The sequence below is a fragment of the Roseateles saccharophilus genome, from assembly GCF_004342485.1.
GTDB classification, from domain to species: Bacteria; Pseudomonadota; Gammaproteobacteria; order Burkholderiales; family Burkholderiaceae_C; genus Pelomonas; species Pelomonas saccharophila.
Genome location: NZ_SMBU01000001.1, coordinates 58,382 through 84,700 on the forward strand (window position 1 = coordinate 58,382; position 26,319 = coordinate 84,700).

General features: G+C 68.7%; 16 protein-coding genes and 1 pseudogene. 4 read left to right on the forward strand and 13 right to left on the reverse strand.

Annotated elements, in window-relative coordinates; all coding sequences use genetic code 11:
- Position 1: 1 nt before the first annotated feature.
- The 6 genes and pseudogenes from EV671_RS00240 to EV671_RS00265 form a co-directional block, all read right to left on the reverse strand.
- Positions 2-1,204, reverse strand: a complete 1,203-nt coding sequence (locus tag EV671_RS00240) for an NAD(P)/FAD-dependent oxidoreductase (RefSeq protein ID WP_132569018.1) — start codon at positions 1,202-1,204, stop codon at positions 2-4.
- Between the two features lie 180 nt (positions 1,205-1,384).
- Positions 1,385-1,585, reverse strand: a complete 201-nt coding sequence (locus tag EV671_RS00245) for a hypothetical protein (RefSeq protein ID WP_132569019.1) — start codon at positions 1,583-1,585, stop codon at positions 1,385-1,387.
- Between the two features lie 273 nt (positions 1,586-1,858).
- The gene (locus EV671_RS00250) at positions 1,859-2,818 is read right to left on the reverse strand and encodes an IS1595 family transposase (RefSeq protein ID WP_132569020.1); all 960 of its coding nucleotides are present in this window, start codon (positions 2,816-2,818) and stop codon (positions 1,859-1,861) included.
- A 97-nt stretch (positions 2,819-2,915) separates the two neighbouring features.
- Positions 2,916-3,230: pseudogene (locus EV671_RS00255) on the reverse strand (transposase); the annotation flags it as partial.
- Between the two features lie 445 nt (positions 3,231-3,675).
- Positions 3,676-6,609 (reverse strand): TonB-dependent receptor domain-containing protein, encoded by a 2,934-nt coding sequence (locus EV671_RS00260; RefSeq protein ID WP_132569021.1) that lies wholly within the window; start codon positions 6,607-6,609, stop codon positions 3,676-3,678.
- Between the two features lie 458 nt (positions 6,610-7,067).
- Entirely contained in the window at positions 7,068-9,239 is a 2,172-nt protein-coding gene (locus EV671_RS00265) for a malate synthase G (RefSeq protein ID WP_132569022.1), read from the reverse strand.
- Between the two features lie 156 nt (positions 9,240-9,395).
- On the opposite strand from EV671_RS00265, the gene EV671_RS00270 reads away from it, so the two are divergent.
- Entirely contained in the window at positions 9,396-10,313 is a 918-nt protein-coding gene (locus EV671_RS00270) for a LysR family transcriptional regulator (RefSeq protein WP_132569023.1), read from the forward strand.
- Here the strand turns inward: EV671_RS00270 and EV671_RS00275 are convergent.
- The 7 genes from EV671_RS00275 to EV671_RS00305 all read right to left on the reverse strand — a co-directional run bounded on the left by EV671_RS00275 (position 10,310) and on the right by EV671_RS00305 (position 20,493).
- The gene (locus EV671_RS00275; RefSeq protein WP_132569024.1) at positions 10,310-10,690 is read right to left on the reverse strand and encodes a DnaJ family domain-containing protein; all 381 of its coding nucleotides are present in this window, start codon (positions 10,688-10,690) and stop codon (positions 10,310-10,312) included. The two genes, EV671_RS00270 and EV671_RS00275, sit on opposite strands and share 4 nt — an antisense overlap.
- 187 nt (positions 10,691-10,877) lie before the next feature.
- Positions 10,878-12,578, reverse strand: a complete 1,701-nt coding sequence (locus EV671_RS00280; protein ID WP_132569025.1) for an AMP-binding protein — start codon at positions 12,576-12,578, stop codon at positions 10,878-10,880.
- A 100-nt stretch (positions 12,579-12,678) separates the two neighbouring features.
- Positions 12,679-15,483 (reverse strand): serine/threonine-protein kinase, encoded by a 2,805-nt coding sequence (locus EV671_RS00285; RefSeq protein ID WP_132569026.1) that lies wholly within the window; start codon positions 15,481-15,483, stop codon positions 12,679-12,681.
- The gene (locus EV671_RS00290; RefSeq protein WP_132569027.1) at positions 15,483-16,076 is read right to left on the reverse strand and encodes an ECF-type sigma factor; all 594 of its coding nucleotides are present in this window, start codon (positions 16,074-16,076) and stop codon (positions 15,483-15,485) included. Before EV671_RS00290 ends, EV671_RS00285 begins: the two co-directional genes overlap by 1 nt.
- Position 16,077: 1 nt before the next feature.
- Positions 16,078-17,376, reverse strand: coding sequence for a tryptophan--tRNA ligase (locus tag EV671_RS00295; RefSeq protein WP_132569028.1), 1,299 nt, complete (start codon positions 17,374-17,376; stop codon positions 16,078-16,080).
- A 129-nt stretch (positions 17,377-17,505) separates the two neighbouring features.
- Positions 17,506-18,528, reverse strand: coding sequence for a LacI family DNA-binding transcriptional regulator (locus EV671_RS00300; protein WP_132569029.1), 1,023 nt, complete (start codon positions 18,526-18,528; stop codon positions 17,506-17,508).
- Positions 18,529-18,558: 30 nt separating this feature from the next.
- Positions 18,559-20,493 (reverse strand): glycoside hydrolase family 3 protein, encoded by a 1,935-nt coding sequence (locus EV671_RS00305; RefSeq protein WP_132569030.1) that lies wholly within the window; start codon positions 20,491-20,493, stop codon positions 18,559-18,561.
- A gap of 220 nt (positions 20,494-20,713) precedes the next feature.
- On the opposite strand from EV671_RS00305, the gene EV671_RS00310 reads away from it, so the two are divergent.
- The 3 genes from EV671_RS00310 (at position 20,714) to EV671_RS00320 (ending at position 26,317) form a co-directional block, all read left to right on the forward strand.
- Positions 20,714-23,455, forward strand: a complete 2,742-nt coding sequence (locus EV671_RS00310; RefSeq protein WP_132569031.1) for a TonB-dependent receptor — start codon at positions 20,714-20,716, stop codon at positions 23,453-23,455.
- Between the two features lie 138 nt (positions 23,456-23,593).
- Complete coding sequence (locus EV671_RS00315; protein WP_132569032.1) at positions 23,594-24,958, forward strand: GH1 family beta-glucosidase; 1,365 nt, start codon at positions 23,594-23,596, stop codon at positions 24,956-24,958.
- A 129-nt stretch (positions 24,959-25,087) separates the two neighbouring features.
- Complete coding sequence (locus EV671_RS00320) at positions 25,088-26,317, forward strand: ABC transporter substrate-binding protein (protein ID WP_132569033.1); 1,230 nt, start codon at positions 25,088-25,090, stop codon at positions 26,315-26,317.
- Positions 26,318-26,319 lie beyond the last annotated feature (2 nt).

Below are 26,319 nucleotides of genomic sequence, written 5' to 3' on the forward strand. Positions count from 1 at the left end.
GCTACTCGAAGAAGAGCCGGCTGAGACCCTTCACGCTGACGAGGTTGCCAGGGTTGCTGGTCTCGTTGAGTACGCCGCTCATGCGCTGAAGCAGCCGCGGGCTCTTCTTCGCGCGCCAGATCAGCAGGTCGGCCAGCCAGGGGTGGGCGTTGACGCGGTTGGCACGTTCGTACAGGTCGAACTTGGGCTTGAGCGCCGTCAGGCCGACCTCGTAGGCCGCCCGCGCTGCCGTGTCGTCTTCGCGATGGGCCAGGATGGCGTCGGCCGCCAGCATGCCGGTCTCCATCGCCTTGCCTATGCCTTCGCCGGTGAAGGAATAGGTGCTGCCGGCCGCCTCGCCGGTGACGATGAGGCCGGGCCGCGTCCACTTCGCGCCGGTCAGCGTGCAACGCAGCGGCGCGCCCTTGAGCTCGCCGACCAGTTCGCCGACGCGCATCAGTTCCGCCGCCGGCTCGTACTTGGCGACGAAGGCGTCGAAGATCGCGCGCAGGTTGACGTCCTTCTTGCGGCCCTTGCCGCCGCCCAGGTCGCGGTGCGAGTCCGTCACACCGACACCGATGTTGAAGTGGCCGTCCGGCGCCGGGAAGATCCAGCCATAGCCGGGCCGCACGGCCTTGTCCCAGACGACTTCCAGCGCCTTGATCCTGCCCACCATCTGCGGCGCCTTCACATAGCCGCGCAGGGCCACGCCGCTGGGCGTGTGGCGCTCGCACATGCCGGCGGCCGTCAGCGCCTTGGGCACGGCGCCGGTCGCCAGCACGACCCAGCGAGCAGCAACCTCGATGGTCTCGTCGCCATGCTTCAGCCGCGCACCCGTCACCCGGTCGTCGGACTCCAGCGGCGCTTCGAAGCGGGCCTGCTCGAAGCGCGCTCCCGCGTCCCGGGCCGCCTGCAGCAGCAGCGCGTCCAGCTCGCGCCGCGGCAGCACGGCCAGCGCGCCCGGCACGTCGATGCGCCCGCCGCGCGGCCCGATGCAGCCGACATGGGCCACGGGCTGGGCCAGGCGCATGACCTCGTCCAGCAGGCCCAGGCGCGCCAGCGCCTTGTGCGCATCGGGGATCAGCCCGTCGCCGCAGGTCTTGTCGCGGCCGGGCGGGTGCTGGTCGACGAGCAGCACGTCGACGCCCGCGCGGGCCAGCACGCGCGCGCAGGCGCTGCCGGCGGGGCCGGCGCCGATGATGAGAACGTCGGTGAAGAGGGGCATCGTTCGGTCGGGGCGGGACGGGAAAGACTTGGCGAGAAAAATGGCGCGCATCATCGACGCAACCCTCGGGCATTGTCTCAGCCCGCACGCGTTGCCGTCGACAGGCTGCTCACTACGTCAGCACTGGTAGTGAGACGAGACCTTATGGTGGTGGCCAATGGCAGCCGACCAGTCGAGCGGTTAGTGGCCGATGGCTCCATAGGTCCGGAAGTCCGTGGCGGGCTTGCGGTCGAACATGTTGGCGATCGAGCCGGACAGGTCCAGCGTCATGAACGGGGCAATTTTTTGGCCGTTGGGTGCATCGGAGCCGTTCAGATAGGTCAGGGCGCTGGTGTTGTCGGACTTCTCGAGCTTGTTGTCGAGCGAGCTGCGATAGTTCACATTCGCACCCAGGCGCTACTGGCCCATGTCCCTAGCGGCTAGTCGCGGCCTAATCTTACTGTGGCACAAGAATATCGACGTTCGGCCACAGCACGTACATGGGCCTAATTGAAGGGTCAACTCATAGCTCAGCAGGTGACGCAAGGACGTGATTGACGTCGGCACGTGGCGCTGAGCGCGCTGGGCTACCCCTCGGGATGTAATCTTTGGGACGGTCAGGCAACGCGCGGATGGCGAAGTTGTTGGCGCTGTTCGCGTTAGCTGATGACGCAGTCAGACTCCCCGCGCCAAGTCCAAGAAGGACGCGGACTTGGCACCGGTTTGGGCGTTGCGGTCCAGGGCGCGGAACCAGCCCAGGTAATTCTGCAGGTTGGACGTGGCCACGCCGTTGAAGCGCCGCATCCAGGTCTTGAAGCGCGAGTGATAGGCATTGACGTTCTGGATGTGCCACGCCCCACGGCGGCGCTCGCCCTTGGAGAGGTTGAGCGCCTGGTGCTCGATGCCCAACTCGCGTGCGGCCGCCGCCAGCGTGCCGCTGCCATCGGTGCACAGCACCGCATCGGCGGCCAGCGCTTGGGGCAGGACCTGCTTCACGGCGGCCTTGGTGGCACATGGCAGCACGAAGTCCGTCGTCGCGCCGCTGCGGTCGCGCAGCACCAGCACCGGGACCTGCTCGTCGGACAGGCCGCGCTTGGCCGCGTGTCCGCCACGGTGGCGGGCCTTGCGCGACTGCTGCGCCAACAGCTGGCGCTGCCCTTTGAACGAGCGCAATTCGTAGGTCTCATCGGCCTCGGCCACGCCTTGCAAGCCACCCGCCTTGACGGCCTGGGGGAGGGTCAGAAAGCGATGGCGCCACCGAAACGCCGTGGTGCGATGCACCCGCAACTGTTGTGCGGCCTGACGCGCACTCAGGCCCGAAACCAGCACATCGGTCTGCGCCAGCCACCGGTCGCGGTGACGCAGCCGGGCCAGCGGCGTACAGGTCAGCGCATTGAAACTGCGCGTACAGGCACGGCACTTGTAGCGTTGCCGACCGTCGGCGTGTCCGTTGCGCACGACGCGAAGACTCTGACAACGCGGGCACTGGGGATGTTTGTCGCGCAGTCGCTGCAGCGCCCCGTCCACCTCGTCCAGCGAGGTCGCAGCATCCAGGCGCCGGCGCAGTTGCTGGCGCTGCTCGGGATTCAAGTGGTCGACGCAGTCAAGCCAGGCCTTCAGTTCGGTGTCGCGCATCACGGGCTCCACTGGCCCCTCCTGAGGGGGCGTAGGTCAAGCTTCTCAGCTCGGTGGCTCACCAGGTGAGCCATCATCAGCTAACGCGAACAGCGCCCTTCGGAAACCCGGTGTCGTCAATGATCCACCAGCCCCCTTCGCTGAAGTCCATCTTGGGCACGACCCACTGGCAGACGCGACGAAGCATTTGCTCATCGGACCACTCAGCCTTCGCCACGAAGTGATGCAACGACTGATGTCGTGCACTGGCATGAACCGGGTCGACACGAGCGGCCGTGGGCTCGACACTCTTGCGAGCCAGCGGCAACATCAGCCCCGTGCAATAGCCACGAAGCCCCTCGTGGCGGTCGGCATGCCCCAGGCCCGAAGCCAAATGCCTCAGGTATTCCTCAAAGCGGTCTGCGGCATTCATCGATCCTCATCGAAAGAATCAAGAAGTTCGCATAATGCCTTGATTTTATTGACACAGTAAGACTAAGGCTACGCTGAACAAGCCGGCGATTTCGACGCTGCGTCGCGCCAACGTCTTGCTTGCTCGAATTGACGCCGTTTTGCCGCGCCAATGCTGCATTTTTCGGCGCTTTTGAGGCAGTAAGCGCGTAGCGCGCCCGTTGCGGGCGCACTCATGCCACAAGGCGCTTGCGCGCCATGTAGATGGGCCAGCATCCTCTTGAGGTCACGGCTGCGCATTTGGAGCTCCTGCAGCCCCGAACGTCGGGGCCATGCCCCCCCCAATGTCCTCTCTCACTGGCTCACCAGATGAGCCATCACGAATCAATGCGCAAAGAGCCAACAACAAAGCCCGCGCGAAGGCGGGCTTTGCATTCGATGCAGGACGCCGAAGCGTCTGCCATCGATCAGTACGACATGCGAACGCCGACGTAGTAGCGGCGGCCGATGGCGTCATAGGTGCCTGCATCGGTCTCTGCGCCGGTCGTATTGCCCGGCAGGCCTGAGATGATCGGGGGCGCCTTGGTGTTGAACAGGTTGTTCACGCCGGCGTAGAGCTGAGCCTTGCCCAACTTGTAGCTGCCTTGCAGGTCGAAGTAGGCCTTGGCCGCGACCTTGCCCTGTTCCTTGAGGGCGGGCTGGCAGACGTTGTTGGCGTCGGTATTGCACAGCCCGTTCATGAACTGGTCATCCAGATAGGCCTTGCCGATGTAGGTAGTCGTCGTGTTGACGGCCCAGGGACCGGAGGCATAGCCGAGGTTCAGCATCCAGCGGTTGCGCGAGTTGCCCACTTCGCCCAGCGAGGTGTCCTTGTCGGCATCGTCGGTAGGCTTGTTCCAGGCATCCAGCAGATGCGTCCAGGTCAGGCGGGCTGTCAGCATGCCCGGGCCGACGCGCTCGGCGTAGCTCGAGGTGAAGTCGATGCCGCGGGCCTTCTGGCCGCCGCTATTGACCGGGTTGTCGCTGATGAATTCCAGCGAGCCCACGCTGTACGCACCCTGCACGGCCGTGCGGCGGGTGATGAAGCCGCAGTAGGCCTGATTGCCCTTGTTGAAGCACTGGTCCAGCGAATAGGCGCGACCCGGGCTGTTGATTGCGCGGTCGATCGAGATGTCGTAGTAGTCAGCCGTGAAGGTGAAGTTCTTCAGCAGGTCGACGCTCTTGGGCGTGAGCACCAGTCCGACGGTCGTCGACTTGCCTTGCTCGGACTTCAGCTTCGGGTTGCCGCCGCCAAAGCCGCTGATGCCCTGCAAGTCGGCTTGGCTCAGCAGGAACTTGCCGTTGGCCGCCATGTTGGCCACCACGCCCGGGTAGGACTTGCAGGTGTCCGCCTTCACGCCGGTGTCGGTGGGCAGGAGGCCGCTGCAAGGATCCTTGAGTCCGGTCGGGAAGGTCTGCGAGGCACCCTGGTAGAGGTCGCCTATGTTCGGCGCGCGCGTCGACACGGCCCGGGTCGCGCGGACACGGACGGTGGAGTTCACGGCCCAGTCCAGGCCGGAGTTCCAGCTGTTGGTGCCGCCGACCGTGGAGTAGTCGCCATGGCGATAGGACAGCAGGCCGTCCAGGTTCTTGACGGCCGGCAGGTTCTTCAGCAGCGGCAGCTTCGCTTCGACGAAGAGTTCGCGAACGCTGTACTGGCCTGCAGTGTTGGCCAATGCATTGCCGCCGTTGAGGCCGGATTGGGTCAGTGCGTCGAAATTGGTGGCGGAAGCCTCCTTGCGCCATTCAAAACCAGCCGCAACGCCGACGGGGCCGGCAGGCAGGTCGAAGGCGTCGCCGGTAACCGATGCGCCGGCCATCTTCTGGCTCACGCTCGTGTTCAGCGAACTCGGTGCGTTGATGTACTTGGCCGCAGCAGCGCTCAGAGTGTTGGCGCCGAAGATGTTGGCCGGCACGCAACCCTGCTTGCGTGCATCGGCGCTCACGCAGATCGGGTTCCCGAAGGCATCGGGAATCACGTTCAGTGCGTTGTACAGGTTCATCACGTTGATCTGACCGGTACCAACTTGCCCTTCGCGGGTGAAGCCGTAGCCGACGTAGGTCTCATAGGACCAGCTCTTGGTCAGGTCGCCCTTGGCCCCGCCGACAACGCGGAAGGTGTCGCGGTTGGCCGACTGGGTGCGATCGGCGACGTCGGACATGCGACGGGTGAAGTTGTAGTCCTTCAGGCCATCACCGTTGCGGTCCGTCATCAGCGCGAGCAGCGCCGGCGGGATCAAAGGATTGGCGACCTTGACGCCGTTCACCAGAGTTTCGGCCGGGATGTTGCCGCCGCCCGGCGTGACGTTCACGGACGAATCCAGCGGGAAGGGCTCGAGATGGGTGAAGGTCTTCGTGTTGGCGTAGGTGCCTTCGAAGAACAGGGTATGGGACTCGTTGAGCGCGTAGTCGCCCTTGGTCGCCATCAGCACACGATCCGTGGGGATCGCGATCGTGCGGAAGGCGGAGCGGTTGAAGCCGGTCGCGCCGACGCCGTCACCCGCGGGGCCATTGCTTGAGAACGGGATCAGATTGCCGTTCGCGTCGAACGTGCGGCTGGTCTTCGCACCCGTGGGGCTGGTGTAGAAAAAGCGGCCTTGCGGAGCAAAGCTCGAATAGAAGGGGCGCTTGACCTTGAAGATGTCGGACGCCTCACCGGTGAGTGCGCTCGTCGAGATCTGGTCAACGGCCGAGGCTTCGCGGTCGCGCGAGTACACGGCGCCCTGCTTGCTGACGGCGAAGTGGGCCATGATGTTGCCCTTGCCGTCGGCCGCGTTCGTGCCGAAGGTGATGCCGAACTTCTTCAGCGTGTCGTCGTTCTTCTGGCTCTGGCCGACCGACGCATCCATGTTCACGCCTTCGAAATTGCGCTTCAGGATGATGTTGACCACGCCGGCCACGGCGTCGGAGCCGTAGGTGGACGAGGCGCCGCCGGTCATGACTTCGACGCGTTCGATGAAGTCAGTCGGGATGGTGTTCAGGTCAACGGCCATCGAGCCCGGCACGCCGGACACATAGCGGCGGCCGTTGACCAGCACCAGGGTGCGGTCAACGCCGAGGTTGCGCAGGTCGACGGTCGACACGCCGGCGCTGGACGTCGAGAAGTTGGAATTCGTGCGGCTGATGCTGGGCGTACCGAAGGTCGGGTTCTTGAGCAGCAGATCCTGCAGATTGGTCACACCGGACGCCTTGATGTCGGCGGCCGTCATCACTTGGATGGGGGCCGCGGACTCAGCGTTGACGGACAGGATGCGGCTGCCTGTGACTTCGACACGCTCCAGCTGTTGTTGGGCTAGAGCTGGCACGGCCGCTGCGGTCAGGCAGGCCAGCACCGCGGCGCTCATTGCGTTTCGTTTGAACATAAGAAGAGGCTCCAAAGGGATGATCACCCGCCCGGCGTCGTGGCCGAGACTTGACTCGTCGCCGCGGTGACACGGCAAGGAGGGCGGTAGTCTGTGTGAGGCTGCGTTAGCGAAGTCAAGGGTTCGTCCCAATTGAGCCGTGCTTCCGTGATCGAGCAGGTCCTGGGTTCTCGCGTGCGTCGGGTGAATCGCTATCCGCACCCATCGGCGCTGCTTCCCGGCGTCTTCAACAAAGCCTAGGCAGGACCGGCACTTGGAGCATTCGGTATCAAGTCAGGAAGCCCCTCTGGCTGCGGAGAAGTGCACCGTTCCCCTCGAGCGGTGTCAAAGGAGAGGCTCGGCCCTGATTTTCGGGGGGTGAGCCGGTTTTGTTGTCCCGCAGCGACGCATCCCCCCCCTAGTCCGTCAAGTTTTATGACTTTTGGCAGGGGCGTAAATTTTTTTTTCCGAAAGTGACTTCATGCTGCGCCTTTCACTTTCAGCCGCCACGCATGCAGCAGCGGCTCCGTATACCCGCTCGGCTGCGCCTCGCCTTTGAACACCAGATCCTGTGCTGCCTGCATCGCAGCGCCCTGCGGACTGGCGGCCAGTGACTTGTAGGCGGCATCGCCCGCGTTCTGGCCGTCGACGACCTTGGCCATGCGGGCGAAGGTCTCGCGCACCTGTTCGGCGCTCACGACGCCGTGGCGCAGCCAGTTGGCGATGTGCTGGCTGCTGATGCGCAGCGTCGCGCGGTCTTCCATCAGGCCGATGCCGTTGATGTCGGGCACCTTGGAGCAGCCCACGCCCTGGTCCACCCAGCGCACCACGTAGCCGAGGATGCCCTGCACGTTGTTGTCCAGCTCCTGCTGGCGCTGCTCGGCGGTCCAGTCGGCCTTGGGAGCGACGGGGATGGTCAGCAGCGCGTTCAGGATGGCCTCGCGCTCGGCGCCGAGGTCGACCTTCTCCAGCTCCTGCTGCACGGCGGCGACGTTGACCTGGTGGTAGTGCAGCGCATGCAGCGTCGCGGCGGTGGGCGAGGGCACCCAGGCGGTGTTGGCGCCGGCCCTGGGGTGGCCGATCTTCTGTTCCAGCATCGCGGCCATCAGGTCGGGCATGGCCCACATGCCCTTGCCGATCTGGGCGCGGCCGCGCAGGCCGCAGGCCAGCCCCGTGAGCACATTGCTGCGCTCGTAGGCCTGGATCCAGCTCGTGGTCTTCATGTCGCCCTTGCGCAGCATGGGGCCGGCGCGCATGGCGGTGTGCATCTCGTCGCCGGTGCGGTCCAGGAAGCCGGTGTTGATGAAGGCGACGCGGCTGGCGGCGGCGGCGATGCAGGCCTTCAGGTTGACCGAGGTGCGGCGCTCCTCGTCCATGATGCCCAGCTTGACCGTGCTGTCCGGCAGGCCGAGCAGCTTCTCGACGCGCGTGAACAGCTCGGCCGCGAAGGCCACCTCGGCCGGGCCGTGCATCTTGGGCTTGACGATGTAGACCGAGCCGGTGCGGCTGTTGCCACGGCGCTTCAGGTCATGCATCGCGATCGTCGTCGTGACGACGGCGTCCATGATGCCCTCGGGGATCTCGCTGCCGTCGTCCAGCAGGATGGACGGGTTGGTCATCAGGTGGCCGACATTGCGCACGAACATCAGCGAGCGGCCGTGCAGCGTGACCGTACCGCCGTTCGGCGCCGTGTAGACGCGGTCGGCGTTCAGGCGGCGCGTGAAGGTCTTGCCGCCCTTGGCGACTTCCTCGGTCAGCGTGCCCAGCTGGATGCCCAGCCAGTTGCGGTAGGCCAGCAGCTTGTCTTCGGCGTCGACGGCGGCGACGGAGTCTTCCAGGTCCAGGATGGTGGACAGTGCCGACTCCAGCACGACGTCGGCCACCCCGGCCGCATCGCTCTTGCCGATGGGCGTCGTGCGGTCGATGCGGATGTCAAGGTGCAGGCCGTGGTGGACCAGCAGCACGCTGCTCGGCGCGGCGGCGTCGCCCTGGTGGCCGGCAAAGGCGGCCGGGTCCTGCAGGCCGGTCGTCGCGCCCGAGGCCAGCGTGACGACGAGCCGGCCCGCCTCGACGCGGTAGCCGATCGCGTCGGCATGCGAGCCGGCCGCCAGCGGCGCGGCCTGGTCCAGCACCTGGCGGGCGAAGGCGATGACCTTGGCGCCGCGCACCGGGTTGTAGGCGCCGGCGCGCGTGGCGCCGTCGGTCTCGGGGATGGCGTCGGTGCCGTAGAGCGCGTCGTACAGCGAGCCCCAGCGCGCATTGGCCGCGTTCAGCGCATAGCGGGCATTCAGGATGGGCACGACCAGCTGCGGGCCGGCCTGGCAGGCCAGCTCGGCGTCGACATTGGCGGTGCTGACCTGCACCTGGGCCGGCGGCTCGACGAGGTAGCCGATGCGGGTCAGGAAGGCCTTGTAGGCCGGCATGTCGGCGATAGTGCCCGGGTGGGCCTCGTGCCAGGCGTCGATCTCGGCCTGCAGGCGGTCGCGTTCGGCCAGCAGCGCGCGGTTCATCGGCGTGAGCTCATGGGCCAACTGGCTGAAGCCGGCCCAGAAAGTGTCGGCTGCCACGCCGGTGCCGGGCAGCACCTCGGCATCGATGAAGCGGGCCAGGTCGGCATCGACCTGCAGGCGGTGGAGCGTGGTGCGGGACATGGGGGCCTCCATGAAGACGGTTGACGGATTGCTGCACATCTTGCCCCCGCGCGAGCCCGGGATTCGCATGCGGTGGCGCAAGGAATCTGTGACCAAAACGCAAAGATACATGCTGAAACCGCTGTCTTTGCATCGGCAAGTCAGCACAATCCGGGCATGGACAAGCTCAAGCAGATGGAGTCCTTCGTCCTCGTCGCCGGCAAGGGCAGCCTGACGGCGGCGGCGGCGGTGGAAGGCGTCGCGCCGGCCGTCATGGGCCGGCGGCTGGACGCGCTGGAGGCGCGCCTGGGCGTCAAGCTGATGCTGCGCACGACGCGGCGGCTGACGCTGACACCCGAGGGCCAGTCCTTTCTGGAGGACTGCCAGCGCCTGATCGCCGCGCTGGCCGACGCTGAAGGCGCCGTCAGCGCCGGTGGCCTGAAGGCCAGCGGGCATCTGCGCGTGACCGCGCCGGCCGGTTTCGGCCGCCGCCACGTTGCGCCGCTGGTGCCGCGCTTCCTCGCCGAGCATGCGGAGCTGAGCCTGTCGCTGAATCTCAGCGACCGCGTCGTCGACATCGTCCACGAGGGCTTCGACTGCGCGGTGCGCGTGGGCGACCTGCCGGACTCCAGCCTCGTCAGCACGCGGCTGGCCGACAACCGGCGCCAATGCGTCGCCGCGCCGGCCTATCTGAAGCGTGCCGGCACGCCCCGCCATCCCGACGAACTGGCCCGCCATGCCTGCCTGACGCTCAGCTCGGAGGCCAGCCAGACCCGCGGCTGGGCCTTCCGGATCGACGGTGCCGTGCAGCATCTGCGCCCCGAAACCCGGGCCCAGGGCCGGCTGGACTGCAGCGACGGCCAGGTGCTGCACGACTGGTGCGTGGAGGGGCTGGGCATCGCCTGGCGCAGCACCTGGGAGGTCGAGGCCGACCTTGCGGCAGGCCGGCTGGTCAGTGTGCTGGACGAGTTCGCAGCGCCGCCCAATGGCATCTATGCCGTGTTCCCGCAGTCCAGGCATCTGCCGCTGCGCACGCGACTGTGGGTGGAGCATCTGCGCGCCCATTACGGGCGGTCAGACTACTGGAGAAGTTAGATCCTGCCGCTGGCACGCATGCCTTCGAGGCGCAGTGCAATGAGCTGCTCCAGCTCTGACAGCTTCTGCCGCAAGGCCGCGCGCTCGGCATCGTCGCGGCTTGCGTCCAGCTGCCTGCGCAAATCCGCGCGGGTCTTGAACAACTCCAGCTCCGGCGGCGGCACGCCGGCGTTCTTCAGCACCTTGAAAGGCAGGCGGAACTCCAGGGGCGTCTCGGCCCAGCCTTCGGCCTCCTGCAGCGGACGGCCAAAACTCTCGGCGCTCTGCAGCTCGCCGGACCGCATGGCCGCGGCGAGGTGTTTCGCGATCACGTCATCCTGCTCGCGCAGCAGCGTGTTGCGGTGAACCTCGGGGTCGGGTGAGGGCAGGGGCTTCATGGCCCGATATCTTGCATCAGCTGCAGCCCCGCCTCATGCCCGCCGCCCTGCATGGCGGCGGTCCTTCGTGAGCCGTCGGACGAGCCGCAGGGCTCGTCCTCGGTGCTCACTCATGCCGACCGCCTTGCATGGCGGCCGTCCTTCGGCAGGCGTCGAACAGGCCGCCGGGCCTGTTCTCGGTCCTGCCTCAGTCCCCGAACTGCACCTTGGCCCGCTTGCCCACCCAGCTCTCGAACTCGGCGCCATAAGCCTCCTCGATGCGGTTGCGCTTGACCTTGAAGGTCGGCGTGATGAAGCCGTTGTCCACGGTCCAAGGCGTCTTGATGAGGACCAGGGTGTCGAGCTGCTCGTGCGGGTCCAGGCGCGCGTTCACGTCGTCCAGGTGGCGGCTCAGCTCGGCCATCAGCGTGGTGCGCTCGGCCTCGCTGCTGGCGCGCTGCAGGCCCTGGGGCGACAGCATCGCGATGCCCAGCGGCTGACCCATGTTGGCGCCGGCCACGCAGCAGGCCTCGACATTGGGGTTCATGCCCAGGCGGTCCTCGATGGGCGCGGGCGCGACGTACTTGCCCTTGCTGGTCTTGAACAGGTCCTTCACCCGGCCGGTGATGCGCACGCAGCCGTCCGGGTCCTGGCTGGCCTTATCGCCGGTGCGCAGCCAGCCGTCGGCGGTGAAGGCCTCGCGGGTCTGCTCGGGCGCCTTGTAGTAGCCCAGCATCACGGCCGGGCTGCGCATCTGCAGCTCGCCGCTGTCGGGGGCGATGCGCACCTGCACGCCCTCGTAGGCCGGGCCTACCGTGCCGCGCTGGTTCCTGCCCGGCACGGTCAGGTGGGACAGCGCCAGGTTCTCGGTCATGCCATAGCCCTCGTTGATGGCCAGGCCCAGCCGCGCATACCACTCCAGCAGCGCCACCGGCATCGGCGCGGCGCCGCCGGCAGCGAAATGGCAGTGGTTCAGGCCCAGGGCCTTGAGCACCTTCCTGCGCACCAGGCCGCCGATGATCGGCAGGCGCAACAGGCGGTCGAGCTTTTGCTGCGGCATCTTGGCCTGCACGCCCTGCTGGAACTTGACCCACAGCCGCGGCACGCTGAAGAAGACCGTCGGCAGCGCGCGCTGCAGGTCGGCCGCGAAGGTGTCCAGCGACTCGGCGAAATAGACCCGCATGCCGGTGGCCAGCCAGCCATGCTCGACCAGGGTGCGCTCCACCACATGTGCCAGCGGCAGATAGGACAGCATGCGGTCGCGGCCCGTCATCGGGATGCGCCTGAGGCCGGCGTCCACGGCCCAGGCGAAGGCGCCGAAGTTGTGCATCACGCCCTTGGGCAGGCCGGTCGTGCCCGAGGTGTAGATCAGCGTGCAGAGCTCGTCGGCCGCGCGCACCACCTCGCCCTTCAACGGCTCGGTGCGGGCACAGATCGCGTCCCAGTCCTCGTAGGTGCTGCGCGCATCGTCGGGCGACAGCGCATAGCTCGCGCCGGCCAGGCCGGCCGGCACGCCGGGCTTCATGTGCTCCCAGCCGTCGAGCTTGCCGACGAAGAGGAAGCGCGCCTCGCTGTGCGTGAGGATCTGGCTGATCGTCTCGGGGGCCAGCGTCGGGTACAACGGCACGGAGACATAACCGGCCATCCAGATGGCGAGGTCGCTCATCAGCCACCAGGCGCAGTTCTTGGACAGGATGGCCACCTTGGCATCGGCCGGCCAGCCCTCGGCGGTGCCGCGGGCCTTCAGGAAGGCGGCCATGCGGCGCACCTGGTCGCCCACCTGGGCCCAGGTGAAGTCCTTGACGACGGGGCCACCCATGGGCTGAGTCAGCGTCACCGTGCCGGCCGCCGTGCGCTCCCAGTGGTACAGGCGTGGCAGGGCGAGCTGGTCGGCGGCGATCGTGGCCATGTGAGTCTCCTCGGGCATTCTTATTTCGGGAGCGGTGAAGTTAACCGCGCGTCAAGCGTGCCCCGCTACGGGTAAACACCCTGCGGCTAGAGTGAGTCCTCTAGAACTGGCCGTCCCAGTCCGCCGGCATGGCCGGGCCATCGAGCTCGCGGCGCAGCCGGTCCAGCGGATGGCTGCCCAGCCAGGCCGGGCGCAGCGCGTCGGCGCGGGCCAGGGCCTCGGCCACGGGCTGGCGCGCGCGGCGCAGGCTCAGGGCCAGGTCGAGCTGGGCGGCCCAGTGCGCCAGCGGCTCGGGCTGGGGCAGGCCGTCGAGGTAGGCGACGCGCTGGCGCAGCGCCGCGATGCTGGCCGGCAGCGCGCCGCGCGCGCGCAGCAGCTCGCCCTGCCATTGCGCGATCAGGCTCTGCAGCGCGGCATGCTGCTGCAGCCAGGGCTGGGCTTCCAGGTCCTGCAGCGGCGCGAGCGCGATGCCGGCGAGGTCGGGGCGCTGCAGGGCCAGGGCCGCACGCACGACATTGCCGCTGGCCTCGACCCAGTTCGGCCCCGTCAGCAGCTGCGAGGGCTGCAGGGCCTCGGTGAGGCGCTGCACCTCGGCGGCGGCGCCCTGGCTGCGGCCGGCGTTGACCCGGGCGAGCAGGGCCGCGGCGTCCAGCGGCAGGCGCAGCCGCGGGTGGTCGGCGGCGCGGATGCTTGCCGCCAGAGTCTCGTGCACGGGCAGGGCCTCGGCCCACTGGCCGCGCGCGCCGAGCTGGCGGGCCAGGTCGCTGCGCGTGCGCTGGGCGCTGAGGTTGCCGGGGCCGAGCAGCGCGTCGCAGTCCGCCGCCAGCTGCAGGGCCGCCTCGACCGTCGCCTCGGGCCGGCCCAGCCGCGCCTGCGCGTTCCACAGGTGGCGGCGCAGCTGCAGCGCGAAGCGCTCGCGGTGGGCCGGCGGCTTGAGCATGGCCGGGCGGATGTCCAGCATCAGCTTCTCGGCGTCCTGCAGCCGGCCCTGGGCCAGGCGCAGGTGGTAGACGTAGGCGTTGAAGTACTGCGCGTCGAAGGAGTCGGCCGGGAAGCGCTCGAGCACCAGCGGCCAGGTCTCGGCGCGCAGGCGCTCGGCGTCGTCAGGCCGGCCGGCCTGGGCGTAGGCGACGATGAGCTGGTAGCGCAGATCCAGCTGTTCGCCCGGGTCGACATGCCGGTGCTCCAGCGCGGCCAGCAGCGGCTCGCCGCGCGCGATGACGCCCAGCGGCGAGCTCAGCGCGGTGTCCAGCCGCAGGCGCAGGCGCAGCGCGCGCAGGCTGGCCGGGTCGTCCTCGCCCCAGAGCTCGCGGGTCAGCGCGACGAGCTGGTCGGCGAGCGGGAGCGCGACGTCGAAGCGGTTCATGTCCGCATAGGTGTTGCCCATCACCTCCAGCACGCGGGCATGCGTGACCGGGTCGTCCGCGAAGCGCGTCGGCAGCTCGGCGCGGCTGCGGTCCAGCAGCTCCAGCACATTCGGGGTGTGGCCGCCGTGCCGATCGGGGTTGGCGCTGGACAGCAGCTCGGTCAGGAAGCGTGTGACCGCCTCGCTCTGGCGCGCCGCCGCCTGGGCCTCGCGGCGCTGCCACAGGCTGACGGCCAGGCCGGCGCTGAGCGTCGCGAACATCAGCGTGGCGCCGATCGCCAGCGCCGCGTTGCGCCGCATCCAGAGCCGCACGCGATGCCACCAGTCCTCAGCGCGCACGCTGACCGGGCGCTGGGCCAGCCAGTGCTCCAGGTCGTCGATGAAGCCGCCGACGCTGGCGTAGCGCTCGGCCGGCTCCTTGCGCAGCGCCTTGGCCGCGATGGCCTCCAGGTCGCCGGCCGCGCGTTCGGCGTCATGCGGCCGGCCCGGGCCGGCGCTGGCGCTGGCGCCGTGCAGGGTGGCGCCGCCGGTCGAGCCCGAGGTGCGCGTGCCGCGCGTCGAGCGCGAGATTCGCTGGGCGTCGCCATGCAGCACCGCATGCTCCAGCGCCGTGCGGTTGAGGCCGCGCTCGCCGAAGGGCAGCTCGCCGCTGGCCAGCTCGTAGAGCATGACGCCCAGCGAATAGATGTCGCTGGCCACGCCGACCGACTCGCCGGTGATCTGCTCGGGTGCCGCATAGGCCGGCGTCAGGCGCCGGCCGGAGATCAGCGTCAGCTGGTGGTCGGCCTGGTGGCCCGAGTCGTCCAGCAGGCCGGCGATGCCGAAGTCCAGCAGCTTGGCCTTGCCCCGCTCGTCCACCATGACGTTGCCGGGCTTGAGGTCGCGGTGCAGGATGAGCTGGGCATGCGCATGCTCGACGGCGCGCGCCACCTCCAGCAGCAGCCTCACGCGCTCCACGAGGCCGAGGTCGTGCTCGCGCACATGCTCGGACAGCGTGCGCCCCGGCACGTACTCCAGCACCAGGTAGGCGCGGCCGTCCTGCTCGCCGGCGTCCAGCATGCGCGCGATGCCGGGGTGGGTCAGCCGGCCGAGCAGCGCGCGCTCGCGGGCGAAGCGCGCGGCCAGGCCGGGGCCGGAGCGGTCGGCGCGCAGCAGCTTGATGGCGGCCTCGCCCTGGTAGAGGCCATCGGCCCGCTCGGCGCGCCAGACCTGGCCCATGCCGCCCTCGCCGAGCAGCTCGGCCAGGCACCAGGAGCCCAGGCGGTCGCCGGGCTGGGGCGGGGTGGTGGCCGAGAGCGTCGGTTCGCTCAGCGCCGCGACCAGGCCGGCGTTGTAGCCCGGCATCTCGACGATGACGGTGGCGTCCTCATCCTCGGCGGGCAGCGAGGCCAGCATGCGCGCCAGGCGCGCGGCCAGCTCGGGCGGTTGCAGCGCGGCCAGGCGGGCCTGACGCTCGGCCGCGGGCAGCTCGGCCAGTTCGTCGAACAGCGCGGACAGGCGCTTCCAGTCGCTCGCCTGCAAGCCCGGCCCCGTCTGCATCAGTAGACGGTGGTGGGCGGGTCGCCGAGCAGCTCCTGCAGCAGCGCCCGGGCCTTCAGCAGCTCGCGGTTGATGCTGCGCGTGGACAGGCCGCGCACGGCGGCGACCTCGGCGATGGACAGGCCGGCGAAGCCGATCATCTCGATCAGCTCGTAGAGCCCCGCGTCGAGTTCGCGCATGCGCGCCAGCGCCTGGTCCAGGCCGATCAGGTCGACCGCCTGGCTCTGCGCGGCGGCCACGTCGCCGGCGGCAGACAGCGTCACCATCACCGCGTCGCCGCCGCGCTTGTCGCGGCCCTCGGTGCGCAGGTGGTCGATGACCACCGAGCGCAGCACGCGGCCGACGTAGGCGAAGAAATGGCCGCGCGTGTCGCCCTGCAGGCCCTGCTGGTCGGCCATGCGCAGGAAGCCCTCGTGCACCAGGGCCGTCGTGTTCAGCCCCGCCATCCGCCCATTGGGGCCGCTCTGCGCCAGGCGCACGCGCGCCACGCGCTTGATCTCGGGGTAGAGCAGTGCGTAGAGTTGCTGCAGCGAGGCCGCGTCGCCGCGGGCGGTGCCCGCCAGCAGTTCGGTGATGGCGGGCTGGGCGCTCACTTCAGCCTTCTTCCTGGAAGGCGGTCAGCGCGGCGGCGATGTCGGCGTCCGAGCCCTCGCGCCGCACCGGCGCGTCGGCGCTCAATGCGGCCGAGCCCTCGCGCTTGAGCCGCGCGACCCACTGGCCGGCGTCGCGGCCCTGCTCGAAGCCGCTGCTCTGCAGCAGCAGCTCGCCGCCGGCCGACAGCAGCTTGAAGTAGAACCTGCCGTCGGCTTCGCGGTATTGCTTGAAGACGGGCAGCGCCGCTTTATCGAGCTTGGCGGCCTTGGCCGTTGCGGCGGCGGACGTGTAGGGCCGCAGCCCTACGGCCTCGCGCAGCTGCTTCAGCAGGGGCGCGGCCATCGCGCGGGCGCGCGCAGCGCCGGCCTGCAGGATGGCCTCGAGCCGCTCGGGGTGGGCCATCAGCTCGTCGTAGCGGGCGCGCATCGGGCCGATCTGGCCTTCGATCAGCGCCACCAGCTGCTGCTTGGCCTCGCCCCAGCCCAGGCCGCCGCGCAGCGCCGCACGGAAGGCGGCGCGCTGCTGGGCGCAAGCGAAGGCGTCGTAGATCGTGACCAGGGCCTGGCCCTCGGGGGCCTTGGGCTCGCCGGGCAGCTTGCTGTCGGTGACGATGCGCGCGACCGCGTCCTTCAGCGCCGCGCTGCCGCCTTCGAACAGAGGGATGACGTTGTCATAGCTCTTGCTCATCTTGCGGCCGTCCAGGCCGGGCAGCAGCTCCATCTCGGCATCGGTCACGGCCTCGGGCAGCGTGAACAGCTCGCGGCCCTGGCCGAACAGGTGGTTGAAGCGCTGGGCGATGTCGCGCGTCATCTCGATGTGCTGCACCTGGTCCTTGCCCACCGGCACCTTGTGCGCGTTGAACATCAGGATGTCGGCCGCCATCAGCACCGGGTAGCTGAACAGGCCCATTGTCACGTTGGCGTCGGGTTCCTCGCCGGCGGCCGTCGCCGCGTCCACCGCGGCCTTGTAGGCATGGGCGCGGTTCATCTGGCCCTTGGCCGTCACGCAGGTCAGCAGCCAGGTCAGCTCGGGGATCTCGGGGATGTCGCTCTGGCGGTAGAAGGTGACGCGCTCGGTGTCCAGGCCGGCAGCCAGCCAGGTAGCGGCGATGGCGCGGCTGGAGCGGGCGATGCGGTCCGGCTCGTCGCACTTGATCAGCGCGTGGAAGTCGGCCATGAAGAAGAAGCTCTCCACGCCCGGGGTGCGGCTGGCGGCGATGGCCGGGCGGATGGCGCCGACGTAGTTGCCGAGGTGCAGGGTGCCGGTGGTGGTGATGCCGGTCAGGACGCGAGAGGACATGTCAGGGGTGCTCGGCCGTCCGGAGCCACTGACGCGCCCCTCGGGGGGCAGCGAACGAAGTGAGCGTGGGGCGGCATAGAAGTGGGCCGAAACAGAAAGTTCAGGCCCGGATTGTGGCGGCTGTTGCCGTCAGCCGCGTTTGCGCGCAGGCGGTGCCGCCACCGAGGCCCGCCAGGTCACCGAGATGTCGAACTGCCGTGCCACCGGCAGCTCCAGCCCGTAGCAGCGGTTCAGCAGCCAGTTCAGGCCCGAGAGCGTGACCTCGTGGCTGGGGATGTGCACCGACGTGAGGCGGGGTGCTGCGAACTCCGCGCTCGGCGAGTCGTCATAGCCCAGCACCGACACCTCGTGCGGCACCGACACGCCGCGCTCCTGGAAATGCGAGAGCAGGCCGATGGCCATCTCGTCGTTGGCGCAGAACACGGCGGTCGGCAGGCGCTTGGCGCTCAGCAGCACCTCGGCCGCGTCCCAGCCGGCCTGGTTGGAGAAGTCGCCCGGCACGGTCAGCAGCTTGGACGTGTCCAGGCCGCGCAGCGCCAGCTCGCCCATGAAGCCGGCCAGGCGGGCGACGTTGTCGGGCGAGCTGCCCGGTCCGGACACGACGGCGATGTCCTTGTGCTTGTGCTGCAGCAGTGCGCGCGCCGCCTGCACGCCGCCCTGCACATGGTCGGCCGTGAAGCACTGCTCCCGGATGCGGTCGAAGTGGCGGTTCAGCACGACGACCTGGCGCGCGGCCGGGCCCAGTGCCTTGATGTCCTCGTCCTGGATGGCATTGGACAGCACGATGAGGCCGTCGCAGTCGCGGTCCAGCAGGAAGCGCACGCCGTCTTTGGTCTCGACGCGCTCGTCCTCGATGCCTTCGCCGAAGGCCACCACCATGTGCAGACCCTGCGCGCGCAGCACGAGGTCGATGGTGCGCAGGATGGGCGTGTAGTAGGTGCCGCGCAGGAAGGGGATGTAGACGCCGATCAGCTTGGACGTGCCGGCACCCAGCGAGCGCGCCGTCTGCGAGGGGCGGAACTTGAGCTGGGCGATGACCTTGCGCACGCGCTCGGCCGTGGCCGGCGCGACGGAACCGTTTCCGCTGATGACGCGCGATGCGGTGCCCACGCCCACGCCTGCCAGTCTCGCCACGTCCTTGATCGTTGCCATTCGCCCTCTAGGTCTGCTGGGCGGATTGAATCACAGTGGGCAGATGGGCTGCGGGTCGGCGGGTTCGGGGAGAAGTTTGCCGCCGGCTTGCGTTTCCTTGCCGCTCAGGCCGCCGCCGACGGGCCACCAGGGCTTGGCTTCATGGCTGCTGAACTGGCAGGGCCCGGCCGGCCAGGGGAAGGGCAGGCGGCCTGTGAAGCCCGGCCAGGGCCTGCCGTCGGCCGGGGCGACGAGGGCGTCCACGAGGCCGGCGCCTTCGCTCCCCGGCAGCCAGGCGGCAATGAAGGCGTCGCTGTGGTTGGCCAGGTCGTTCACATAGAGCGGCCGGCCGGAATAGAGCAGCGTGACGACGGGCGCGCCGCGGCCGGCCACGCGCTGCAGCAGCGCCAGGTCCTGCGGCTGGCGCCGGCTGTGGCGCAGGTTGTCGGTGATGCGGATGTCGCCCTCACCCTCGGCATAGGGCGACTCGGCCAGCACGGCCACGACGGCGTCGAAGCGGGCCGGGTCGCTGCGGCTGCCGTCGGCGTCGAAGGCGACCTGGGGCCCGCCCAGGCGCTGGCGCAGCGCGGCCAACAGCGTCGTGCCCTGGGGGAAGTCGGCATTCGTCGTGTCGCGGCCCTGCCAGGTGAGGCTCCAGCCGCCGGACTGGTGGGGCAGGCTGTCGGCCGCCGCGCCGACGACGAGCACGCGCGCCGTCGGCCTGAGCGGCAGCAGGCCCGGCCGGTTCTTCAGCAGCACCAGGGACTCGCGCACCGCGCGGCGCGCCAGCTCGGGCGCCTGCATGGCCTCCACCGTGGCGGGCACGGCCGGCTGCATGCCGACGCCGAACTTCACGCGCAGGATGCGCCGCACCGCGTCGTCGATGCGTGCCATCGGGATGCGGCCCTGCTCGACGGCCTTCACCGTGTTGGCGATGAAGGGCTTCCAGTGGAAGGGGACCATGACGATGTCGATGCCGGCATTGATCGCGGCAGGGCAGTCGTCCACCGTGCAGCCGGGCAGCTGGGCGATGCCGTCCCAGTCGCTGACGACGAGGCCGTCGAAGGCCAAGCGGTCTTTCAGCACGCCGGTCAGCAGCGCCGCATTGCCGTGCATCTTGCCGTGCTCGACATAGCCGGCGCTGTCGGTCCAGCTGCTGAAGGAGGCCATCACGGTCTGCACGCCGGCGTCCAGCGCGCCGAGGTAGCCGGCGCCGTGCACCTGGGCCAGCTCGGTGGCCGTGGCATGGCTGACGCCCTGGTCGATGCCGCGCCGCGTGCCGCCGTCAGCGATGAAGTGCTTGGCCGTCGCCAGCACGCCGCGACCCTGCGCGAGCCCGTCCTGCAGGCCCTCGACCTCGGCCTGGCCGAGGCGGCGCACCAGGGCCGGGTCGGCGCCGAAGCTTTCATAAGTGCGGCCCCAGCGGACGTCCTGCACGACGGCCAGCGTGGGTGCGAAGGTCCAGTGCAGGCCAGAGGCGCGCACCGCGCTGGCGGTGGCGCGGCCGATGTCGCGCACCAGGTCGGCGTCGCGCGTCGCGCCCAGCGCGATGTGGTGCGGGAAGAGGGTGGCGCCGCGCACATTGTTGTGGCCGTGCACGGCGTCGGTCCCCCACAGCAGCGGGACGCCCGGCGTGGCCTGCCGGGCCGCGGCCTGGAACTGCTCGGACAGCGCGCGCCACCGTGCCGGCGTGGCGTTGCGGTCCTGGCCCGGCCAGCCGCCGCCGCCGTTGAGCACGGTGCCGATGGCGTAGTCGCGCACCTCGTCGGGCGTGATCGCGCGGATCTCGGGCTGGGTCATCTGGCCGATCTTCTGACGCAGGCTCAGGCCCTTCAGCGCGGCCTCCACGCGGGCTTCCAGGGCGGCGTCGCGCACGGACGGGCGTGTCGGCCAGGCCTGCACGATGGAATCGGTTCCTGCCGCGTCGGCAAGAGTGGCGACACACAGCAGCAGGGTGCCGGTCAGGATGGGAGTGGCGCGGGGCATCGTTGTCGTTCGGTTGGGGCTGCGACGGTAGCTGGTGAGACGAAAAAACGTCAACCCCCGGGCGGGCGAGATTGACAAGGTGGGCACTGGCGATTTAGATTTGCGCCGCGTTTGGAACCGGTTCCATTTTGCGACGAAACTCACCTGCCGGGCAGGCGAAGCACGATCCGCAAGATGGCCTCGCCAAGCAGCGAACAAGATCGAACCAGGAGACAAAGAAATGCCAGTCCACCAGCTGCGCGCCGCAGGGCGCGCTTTCGCGTCCATTCCCGCCCGTCAACGCCTCACACCCGTGGCGGCCGTCTGTGTCGGCCTGTTGTGTCTGCCGATGCCGACCCAGGCGCAGGCCCAGTCCGCCGGCGACCAGAAGCTGGACACAGTGACGGTGAGCGGCTTTCGCGCCAGCCTTGAAAGCTCCATCAGCACCAAACGCAATGCCGATGCCATCGTCGAGGCCATCTCGGCCGAAGACATCGGCAAGCTGCCCGATGTGTCCATCGCGGATGCCATCTCCCGCCTGCCTGGCCTCACCGCCCAGCGCGTGGCCGGCCGCTCGTCCGTCATCAGCATCCGAGGCATGGCGCCTCGCTACGGCGTGACGCTGCTGAACGGCCGCGAGATCGTCTCCACCGGCGACAACCGTTCGGTGGAATACGACCAGTTTCCGTCGGAGCTGATCAATGCCGCCACCGTCTACAAGACGCCTGACGCCAGCCTGTCCGCCCAGGGGCTGTCGGGCACGATCAATATGAAGACGCTGCGGCCGCTGGACTTCGGCAGCTCGCGGGCGGTCGTCGGCGCACGCCTGGAGCGCAACTCCAATGGCGCGCTCAACCCGGAAATCTCGGGTATGGGCAACCGCCTCAGCGCGTCCTACGTGACCCAGTCTGCGGACCGCACCTTCGGCGCGGCCGTGGGCTTCGCCCATCTCGACTCGCCCAGCCAGGAGAAGCACTACAAGAGCTGGTGGTGGGCCAATACCAACAACTGGGGTTCACCGCTGGCCGGCGTGCCGACCGACGCCGTGGCGCTGCAGGGCTTCGAGCTGGGCGCGGCCTCGTCGCGCCAGAAGCGCGACGGGCTGATGGGCGTGCTGGAGTACAAGCCCAACGCCAACCTGCACGGCACGGTGGACCTGTACTACTCCAAGTTCGACCAGACCGAGGCGCGCCGCACGGTGATGTCGGACATGTCGACCTGGTCGGGTGCCGTCTGGACCAACGCCCAGACCAGCTACGTCAACGGCGACAAGATCGTCACCCGTGCCGACGTCACGAATGCCACGCCCGTGGCCCTGACGACCTACAACAAGCGCCAGGACGACATCCGCGCCGTCGGCTGGAACAACGAACTCAAGCTGGCGGATTGGAAGCTGGTGAGCGACCTCAGCTGGTCCAAGGCCAAGCGCGATGAACAGAACGCCGAGGTGGAGGCGGGCTCCAAGAGCCGCGTGGACCTGGGCCCGGACCACTTCGTCACCGGTGACGGCCGCTCCACCTTCCAGCCGGTCTTCGACTTCTCCGACCCCAAGAGCGCCTACCTGACCGACCCGGCCAACTGGGGGCGTGACGGCCGCAGCCAGTTCCCCAAGGTGCGCGACGAGCTCAAGGCGCTCAAGCTCTCGGCAGGTCGCAACTTCGAGGGCTGGATGAACAGCTTCGAAGCGGGCCTGGACTACTCCGAGCGCGACAAGTCGATGAACCGCACCGAGGTCTACTACAACCTCAAGAACAACCGCACCCCGGTGCTGATCCCGAGCAACCTGCTACGCACGCCGACGGACCTGAGCTTCGCGGGCAGCAACATCCACATGGTCAACTTCGACCTGCCCAGCGTGCTCGGCCTGTACGACGCGGTCCCAGCCTCGACCGATCAGGCGCCGGGCCGCATCTGGTCGGTCCATGAAAAGGTTACCGCCGGCCACGCCAAGCTAGGTCTGGAGTTCGACTGGGGCGTGCCGGTGCACGGCACCCTGGGCCTGCGCGTGGTGCATGCCCAGCAGTACAGCAACGGCCTGCTGTGGAACCCCAAGACCAGCGCGAGCGACCCCACCAGCGGCGGCACCAGCTACACCGACACGCTGCCCAGCATCAACCTGTCGGCCGACGTGACGCCCAACACCATCGTGCGCTTCGGCCTGGCCAAGGTGCTGGCACGCCCGAACATGGAAGACATGCGCGCCGGCTTCTCGGGCATCAGCGTCAGCAGCAACGACCGCACCTGGTCGGCCAGTGGTGGCAATGCCAAGCTGGAGCCGTGGCGCGCCGATGCGGTGGACCTGTCGGCCGAGCACTACTTCAGCAAGCGCAGCTACGTGGCGGCAGCGGCCTTCCACAAGCACATCAGGAACTTCGTCTACTCGCAGAGCATTCCGTTCGACTTCACCGGCTTCCCCAATCCGACGACCTACACGCCCATCAGCAACATCGGCCTGCTGAGCACGCAGGCCAATGGTCACGGCGGCATGATTGCCGGCACTGAGCTGAGTGGCTCGCTGGACGCCGGCCTGATCAGTCCTGCCGTGGACGGCATCGGCATGAGCTTCAGCTACGCCAACACGCGCAGTTCGCTGCATGAGGACAACAACCTCAACAACCCGCTGGACGGCCTCTCGGGTGTGGTGAGCAACTTCGTCCTGTACTACGAGCGCGACGGCTTCTCGGCTCGCATCGGCAGCCGCCACCGTTCCGCCTTCGTGACCACTGTGCGTGGCACCTTCGGCGAGAACGTACCCAGCATGATCTCGGCCGAGACCATCCTGGACGGGCAAGTCGGCTACTCTTTCGAGACTGGCGCATTCAAGGGCCTGTCGCTGACGCTGCAGATCAACAACCTGCAGGACCGGCCCTACCGCACCCGGGTCGGCATCTCTACCGGCGCCAAGGATCCCAACGCCACGCTGCCGGAGCGTTACACCTCGTACGGCCGTCAATTTCTGCTGGGAGGGACCTACAAGTTCTGACCAGGCGCCGCCAGTGGGCCCCGCGGCCCGCCTGGTGTGTCCCGAGTGCCAGGCGGCCCCCGTGCCGTCTGGCCCACGTTGTTTCCTGTTTCCCGAATCTGCGCCGGCGCCCCCAGCCGGCGCCTTCCCTCCTGCCGCATGAGCTCCAACCCCGCCCCGATCCGCAAAGACTTCCCCGCCGACTTCCGCTGGGGCGTGTCCACCTCGTCCTTCCAGATCGAAGGCGGCGCCCGCGAGGACGGGCGCGGCGAGTCCATCTGGGACCGCTTCTGCGCCGAGCCCGGCCGCATCCGCGACGGCTCTAACGCCGAGGTCGCCTGTGACCACTACCACCGCTGGCCGCAGGACCTCGACATGGCCAAGGCCCTGGGCGTCAATGCCTACCGCTTCTCCATCGCCTGGCCGCGCATCCTGCCTAACGGGAGCACAGGCCGTGGGCCGGTGAACGAAGCGGGCCTGGCCTTCTACGACCGGCTGGTGGACGGCATGCTGGAGCGCGGCCTCGACCCCTGGGCCACGCTCTATCACTGGGACCTGCCGCAGACCCTGCAGGAGCAGGGCGGCTGGACCTCGCGCGACACCGTCACCGCCTTTCTCGAATACACCGACATCGTCACCCGCCGCCTGGGCGACCGCGTCGGGCACTGGATCACGCACAACGAGCCCTGGTGCTCCTGCATGATGGGCTACTGGGAGGGTGTGCACGCCCCCGGCGGCAGGAGCCTGGCCGACGCGATGCAGGCCTGCCATCATGTGCTGCTGTCCCACGGCCAGGCCGTTGCGCTGATCCGCCGCAACTCGCCCGACGCCCAGGTCGGCATCACGCTGAGCCTGCACCCCATCGCCGCCGCGTCCGACAGCGCCGCGGACCTTGCCGCGCTGCAGCGCCACGACGGCCTGCGCAACCGCTGGTTCCTCGACCCGCTGTTCGGCCGTGGCTACCCCGAAGACACGCTGGCCCTGCTGGGCGAGGCCGCACCGCGCGTCGAGGCCGGCGACCTGGCGGCGATCGCCGCGGCGACCGATTTCCTCGGCGTGAACTACTACTTCCCCGAGGTGGTGCAGGACGATCCCGATCCGACGACGGGCGGCCCCACGCGCACCCGGCTCGTCGAGCGCGAAGGCGTGGAGCGCACCGGCTTCGGCTGGGAGGTCTCGCCCCAGGGCCTCGTCGACCTGTTGGCCCGCATCCAGCGCGATTACGCGCCCGCCGTCATCCAGCTGACCGAGAACGGCTCCACCTTCGAGGACGTGCTGACGACCGAAGGCCGTGTGCACGACACCGAGCGCCTGTCCTATCTGCAGCGCCACCTGGCCGCGCTGCGCCAGGCCATGGACGCCGGCGTGCCAGTGAAGGGCTATTTCGCCTGGAGCCTGCTGGACAACTTCGAATGGGCCGAGGGCTATCTGCGCCGCTTCGGCCTGGCTCATGTGGACTACGCGACCCAGCAACGCAGGCTGAAGGACAGCGGCCTCTGGTATGGCCGATTTCTGAACGAATAATTAATGAAAACTGGGCCACCCATACCGGGGTACGGCCAGTTTCTAAATGAAATATTACAGGGTTCTCCCTCAGGCGCATTGAACCGCGCCGGGTGACACTGCGCTCGCCCCACAAGATCCGGAGACAAGATGAAGACCGCCCGCCATGCCCTGGCCGCCGCCGCGCTCGCCGCCGCAACCCTGCCCGCCACCGCTCAAGCGCTGAAGGCCGAGGTCATCCACTGGTGGACCTCGGGCGGCGAGTCCGCCGCCGTCAAGACGCTGGCCGAGGCCTATCGCGCCCAAGGCGGCGTCTGGGTGGACACGGCCGTCGCGCTGGGCGAGCAGGCCCGCTCGGTCGCCATCAACCGCATCGCCGGCGGCAACCCGCCGACGGCCGCGCAGTTCAACACGACGCAGCAGTTCCGCGACATCGTCGACCAGGGCATGCTGAACAACGTCGACGCGGTGGCCCAGCGCGACGGCTGGGACAAGTTCCTGCCCGAGACGGTGCTGCAGGCCATCAAGGTCAAGGGCCACTACTACGCGGCGCCGGTGGACATCCACAACATGACCTGGTTCTGGTTCTCCAAGGCCGCCTTCAAGAAGGCCGGCATCGAAGAGCCCAGGAGCTTCGACGAACTCTTCACGGCCCTGGACAGGCTCAAGGCCGCCGGCCTCGTGCCCCTGGCCCACGGCGGCCAGCCCTGGCAGGACGGCATCGTCTTCACGGCCGTGCTGGCCCATTACGGCGGCCGCGAGCTCTACCTGAAGGTCTTCCGCGACCGCGACCCCAAGGCCATCATGGGCGAGGACTTCAGACGAGTGCTGCTCGCCTTCAAGCGCCTGCAGGGCTACACCGACAAGGGCTCGCCGGGCCGCAACTGGAACGACGCGACGGCCCTGCTCATCAGCGGCCGCGCCGGCGTGCAGATCATGGGCGACTGGGCCAAGGGCGAGTTCGCCCAGGCCCGTCAGGAGGCCGGCAGGGACTACGGCTGTGCGCCCGGCTTCGGCCCGCATGCGCCCTACATCGTGCAGGGCGACGTGATGGTCTTCCCCAAGACCGACAAGCCCGACCAGGTCAAGGCCCAGCAGCTGCTGGCCAGCGTCATCACCCAGCCAGCCACGCAGGTGGCCTTCAGCATCAAGAAGGGTTCCATCCCCATCCGCACCGACGTGGACGCCAGCAAGATGGACCTCTGCGCGCAGATGGGCGTGGCCGCGATGAAGGACAAGTCGCGCCAGCTCGGCAACGGCGAGATCTACATCACGCCCGACCAGAACGGCGCGCTGCAGGACGTGCTGACCGGCTACTGGAACCGCAACATCCCGGTCGAGAAGGTCCAGAAGGACATCGTGGCTGCGCTGAGGAACTGAGG

Coding starts and splice junctions, on each gene's coding strand:
- EV671_RS00300 (WP_132569029.1), bottom strand. CDS start 18,528: ATGGCAACGATCAAGGACGTGGCGAGACTGGCAGGCGTGGGCGTGGGC.
- EV671_RS00275 (WP_132569024.1), bottom strand. CDS start 10,690: ATGAAGCCCCTGCCCTCACCCGACCCCGAGGTTCACCGCAACACGCTG.
- EV671_RS00240 (WP_132569018.1), bottom strand. CDS start 1,204: ATGCCCCTCTTCACCGACGTTCTCATCATCGGCGCCGGCCCCGCCGGC.
- EV671_RS00265 (WP_132569022.1), bottom strand. CDS start 9,239: ATGTCCCGCACCACGCTCCACCGCCTGCAGGTCGATGCCGACCTGGCC.
- EV671_RS00285 (WP_132569026.1), bottom strand. CDS start 15,483: ATGCAGACGGGGCCGGGCTTGCAGGCGAGCGACTGGAAGCGCCTGTCC.
- EV671_RS00270 (WP_132569023.1), top strand. CDS start 9,396: ATGGACAAGCTCAAGCAGATGGAGTCCTTCGTCCTCGTCGCCGGCAAG.
- EV671_RS00260 (WP_132569021.1), bottom strand. CDS start 6,609: ATGTTCAAACGAAACGCAATGAGCGCCGCGGTGCTGGCCTGCCTGACC.
- EV671_RS00295 (WP_132569028.1), bottom strand. CDS start 17,376: ATGTCCTCTCGCGTCCTGACCGGCATCACCACCACCGGCACCCTGCAC.
- EV671_RS00320 (WP_132569033.1), top strand. CDS start 25,088: ATGAAGACCGCCCGCCATGCCCTGGCCGCCGCCGCGCTCGCCGCCGCA.
- EV671_RS00310 (WP_132569031.1), top strand. CDS start 20,714: ATGCCAGTCCACCAGCTGCGCGCCGCAGGGCGCGCTTTCGCGTCCATT.
- EV671_RS00305 (WP_132569030.1), bottom strand. CDS start 20,493: ATGCCCCGCGCCACTCCCATCCTGACCGGCACCCTGCTGCTGTGTGTC.
- EV671_RS00315 (WP_132569032.1), top strand. CDS start 23,594: ATGAGCTCCAACCCCGCCCCGATCCGCAAAGACTTCCCCGCCGACTTC.
- EV671_RS00250 (WP_132569020.1), bottom strand. CDS start 2,818: ATGCGCGACACCGAACTGAAGGCCTGGCTTGACTGCGTCGACCACTTG.
- EV671_RS00280 (WP_132569025.1), bottom strand. CDS start 12,578: ATGGCCACGATCGCCGCCGACCAGCTCGCCCTGCCACGCCTGTACCAC.